Origin of the sequence: Trichloromonas sp. (assembly GCF_041583255.1) — a bacterium.
GTDB lineage: Bacteria > Desulfobacterota > Desulfuromonadia > Desulfuromonadales > Trichloromonadaceae > Trichloromonas.
Window position 1 is genome coordinate 1 of sequence record NZ_JBFHGD010000260.1, and the last position, 3,959, is coordinate 3,959.

Genomic DNA, 3,959 nt, shown 5'->3' on the forward strand with positions numbered 1-3,959 from the left:
CCTCCTGCCCTAACAATCCGGGGACGTTGTTTAATAGTTCATTTTCTCACAATCCGCAACTCAATACTTCTGTCCGCACTGATCATGACTTCTCCCCTTTTAACGGCATGGCAAACCGCAGAACGGCCCAGCCCCAGCAGAGCTCCGACTTCTGTTCCCTTATAGCCGAGGCAGCGCACCCCCAGATAACAGAAAACAGAGCGTGCTTCAACCCTCGTCTTCTCTTTACTCGGCTGCAGCAGAACAGAACGATCCATGCGAAAGTAAGCCGCCGTCCGATCCGCCAGGTGCTCAAGGGACTCTTTCGTTTCGATCCTCCCTGCCAGGCTCTCGTGATTTGCCAAATACTCTGCAAATAGCTGGGTACCCAAAATGCGGTTATCCTGAACAAAGCCAGCCGCATCATCAGAATCCCCCCTGCCTGCGCGACTGGCATCCTTTCCTACCAGATCAAGCCTATCCCCGAGAGCCATTCCGTCTGCCACAAATTGGCGGTATCGCTCCCGTGCAGAAACAACGCTATCGCCAAAGTGCGACAGAACCAGTTCGGGATTCTGACCTTTCAAATGACGATTCCCTACCAGGCAGGCGTGCCCGCTCCATGGGTAATGATCAATGCCGACGATATCAGGCACGAGACCGGCCCGCACAGGATTGAGATGTATGTACCGGACAAGTTCGAGCAGGTAGTTGTCTTCCTGGCAAACTATCGATTTGTAACGATTCTGGAAAAGATGCCCCACACGCTGGTGACGACGATTGAAGCTCACCGCATACCCTGTCAGCAACCGTCGCATAAAAGAAGCGAGCGAACTATGGATGGGACGAAGAAGAAGGTGAAAGTGATTCGGAATAAGCGCCCAGGCTAGGCAATCGGTCCCGGTTTCAGCAAGCAGGCGTGACAGACGGTCAACAAAAAACTGTCGATCACGATCATCATGAAAAATAAGGGATTTTTCGATGCCCCTGACAATGACATGCTGCAAAACACCTGGAATGTCTAAGCGGGCTCCTCTTGGCATGCGGAAAAGGATAGCACGAATTTATTAGATTTCAACAATTAAACAACGTCCCCGGAATTCCACTTGCGGCTGGTTTCATGATGGTTAGTCGTTGCGCCGGTTGATCAGATTTACGATTACTTTGACGATGGTTTCTTTCTCTTCGGGGCGGCTCTCGGCGATGAGCAGCGTCAGCGCCACCACGGCGTTGTCTGCCAGGCGCTTGGTGCCATCGGGGCGGTAGAGGATGGCATTGCCGGCGAGAAAGTAGATGAACAAAGCGGCGGCGATTCGCTTGTTACCGTCGCTGAAAGCGTGGTTTTTGACCACAAAATAGAGGAGGTTCGCCGCCTTCTCCTCGACGCTCGGATAAAGCTCCTTGCCGTCGAAGGTCTGGTAGATGGTGCCGAGGGCGCTCTTGAAGCCCTGATCCTTTTCAATGCCGAACAGGCCATCGAATTCCCCCTTCATCGCCTTGACCAGACCAATCCCCTCCTCATAGTCGATGATGCGCAAGGTCTTGCCGGTCGTCTCCTCGATGCTCAGGGTGCCATGGTCGTAACGGTCGAGGGTGGCCAGGGCGTAGGCATAATCGTTGATCACCCGCAGCACGTCCTTGCCGGTTTCGGTCACCAGCTCCTGCGTGGTCAGGGTGCGGGCCAGCAGATCGACGGTCTGACGCAAGTCGTGAAGCTTGGCGGCTTCTTCGCGCAGGCGCTGCTCGTGAAGAGTGTAACCCTTCACCAGATGATCGCGCAGCACCCGCGTGGCCCATTGGCGAAACTGAGTCCCGCGTTTCGATTTGACCCGGTAGCCGACGGAGATAATGACGTCAAGATTGTAGAACTGCACTTTCCGGCGCACCTGCCGCTCACCTTCATCTTGAACCACCGAGGATTCCTCGGTAGTTGCCTCCCGGACCAACTCCCCCTCTTTGTACAGATTGCGGATATGCAGACCTATGGTATCGGTATCCTTTTCAAACAGCTCCGCCATCTGGCGCTGGTTCAACCAGACTGTCTCATGGTCAAGCTGGACCTCAAGGCGGGTTTTTCCGTCATCAGCCTGATAGATGAAAATGTCATTTTGCGCACTACGAGGCATGGCGATCCTCCAGCATTGTCAACAGTGATCCAGAATTTCTAGATAGATGTTGCCAATGCCAAATCAAATTAGCAGAATATATATTTTGCACGAGCTGCCAATGTTGCCGACTCTTGACCCAAAGACCCCAAAAGCCAAAAGGGGCTTACATGTCTAAATCCTAGCTGCTTATTGATACATTTCAGCGCAAATTCAGTGGCTTGGTTTGCTCCACCCCGGCATTCTTGTCGTTTGACATCCCCTCAAGCTGCGATAGGGTTAAGACAAGCGATGACGGAAGTGCCGTCGAGGGATCAGCAGAGCGGACGACTTGAAAAATCGTCTAGGACAGTAAGTAAATACAACTGTCGACAACAAGCTCGAAGGCCGGAAAGAAACATCATCCGGCAAACCTCGCGGCATATCCGTCATCGTTGTATTCAGGCTTCCCGCCGGCTCCCCCAGCTGCCTTCCTCGTCAGGAGACCAATCTAAACAGACCTCCAGCCGTCGCAGGACGTCAGTTTCATGAAGATCTATCCGATGAAAAAACAGAGCCTGCCCCTCTTCGCCGTTGGCCTGTGCTGCCTGCTTGGCTCCGGCTGCAGCCTGATCGTCCCCCCCAAAGAAGAGATCGGGGCGACCGCCACCGTCGGACTCGCCTCCTATTACCACGAAAAGTTTCAGGGGCGGCGCACCGCCAGTGGCGAACCCCTGGATCAGCAGGCCCTGACCGCCGCGCACCGCAGCTACCCCTTCGGCACGCGCGTGCGGGTAGAAAACCTTGAAAACGGCAAGACCGTCGTCGTACGCATCAACGACCGCGGCCCCTTCATCAAAAACCGCATCATCGACCTGACCCGGCGCGCCGCCAAAAACATCGGCATGCTGCAGCAGGGCGTGGTCAAAGTGCGCCTGAGCGTGCTCAAGTAAAGTTCGTCAGGGGCTCAGAACAGATCGCTCAGCTTCACCACTTCGGGAAAATGGACCTGCAGCTGCCAGGCGCAGAGGGTGGCGATAAGCAATACCAGCACGAACGGCAGCCAGGTCATGCGAAAGACGCTCCCCAGCCAGTCGGGGTCGTCCATCCGCCGAAACCGCCGGATCATCCCCGAGGCCAGCAGAAACTCGAAGGCCGCTTCGGCGAGAATGACCGGCCCCTGATAGATCAGGTAAAACCCCGCGCCGAACACCAGCAGCAGAATCACGCCCAAAATCAGCAGCGGCCAGCAGGCGTCCCCGTCCAGGTCGATATCCAGATGGCCCAACAAGCCGCTGCCGGCACCGCCATCAGCATCCAGCCCCCCATCGCCGAAATCCCCCGAGGCCCCTCCCCCGCCAAAACTGCCCTTGCCCCCCACGAAAGACGGGGTTGAAGACGAGCCGGAAGAACCGGACCAGGGGTCGATGTAGTCCAGGGCATCGGCGGCATCCATGGAAGACCGGCTGGGGGAGATATACCAGAGCCATATTTTGACGAACAGAAAGAAGCAGAGGTAGGCAATAAGCACGTTGAGGGGAAAGCGGATAAGCAGATTCTCGACCCCGCGCCAGATCAGAAACTTGCTGCCCAGCAGGCCGCAAAGCCCCGTGGCCAGCAGAATCAGGCTCATATGAAAGCGCAGAAAGAAGTGTTTTTTGAAGGCCTTGAAGAAGCGTTTTTTAGGATTGGCCATGGTGGCTGCCTGTGGGGAGAGGAGAAAAACCAGCAGGGTTAAAGGAGTTATGGCACCTCTAAATTACTGCCCTCACTCCCCGCCGATCGCAACAACAGTTAAAAGCCCCTTTTATCCCGCAAAAAGGAGCTTTTAAGATCAAATTCCACTTATTTTCCTATACATTTCAGCGCAATTTCAGAGGGTTGGCTTGGTCCGAC

4 protein-coding genes are annotated in these 3,959 nt (G+C 55.1%); 1 reads left to right on the forward strand and 3 read right to left on the reverse strand.

All coding sequences use genetic code 11. From position 1 onward, the window contains the following. Positions 1-38 precede the first annotated feature (38 nt). Positions 39-986: a transposase gene (locus ABYV89_RS15115; protein ID WP_432823766.1), complete on the reverse strand. Its 948-nt coding sequence runs from the start codon at positions 984-986 to the stop codon at positions 39-41. Between the two features lie 120 nt (positions 987-1,106). Then, on the reverse strand, positions 1,107-2,105 hold the full coding sequence (rhuM, locus tag ABYV89_RS15120; RefSeq protein ID WP_432823767.1) for a RhuM family protein: 999 nt from the start codon (positions 2,103-2,105) through the stop codon (positions 1,107-1,109). Positions 2,106-2,611: 506 nt separating this feature from the next. Here rhuM and ABYV89_RS15125 point away from each other — a divergent pair. Continuing rightward, positions 2,612-3,016, forward strand: a complete 405-nt coding sequence (locus ABYV89_RS15125) for a septal ring lytic transglycosylase RlpA family protein (RefSeq protein ID WP_432823768.1) — start codon at positions 2,612-2,614, stop codon at positions 3,014-3,016. A gap of 14 nt (positions 3,017-3,030) precedes the next feature. On the opposite strand, the gene ABYV89_RS15130 is transcribed toward ABYV89_RS15125, so the two are convergent. Continuing rightward, positions 3,031-3,759 (reverse strand): hypothetical protein, encoded by a 729-nt coding sequence (locus ABYV89_RS15130; protein ID WP_432823769.1) that lies wholly within the window; start codon positions 3,757-3,759, stop codon positions 3,031-3,033. Positions 3,760-3,959: the final 200 nt, after the last annotated feature.